General features: G+C 71.2%; 1 pseudogene. It reads right to left on the reverse strand.

The features are described 5' to 3' along the window. Positions 1-236 (reverse strand): annotated as a pseudogene (locus tag ACYQ0J_RS13525) (ATP-binding protein); the annotation flags it as partial.

A 236-nucleotide genomic window follows, 5' to 3' on the forward strand; every position in this document is an offset into this window, starting at 1 on the left:
CCTTCCTTAGGGTCTCCGGGTGGACGGCCAGGACCAGGGTGGCCACCTCGGCGAAGGCCACCAGCCAGGGGACCACACTGGGGGTGAGGCCCGTGGCGTCGTCCACGACGAGGGTGACGGGGTTCACCCCTTCGGGGCGCTTGAGGGCCTTGAGGAGGCTCCTCGCCTTCTCCTCGTTCCCCGGGTAGCGCCTCTGCCAGGCCTTGAGGTCGGCCTCGAGGTCCCAACCCCCCCCC

This window comes from Thermus sp. FJN-A, from assembly GCF_054655095.1.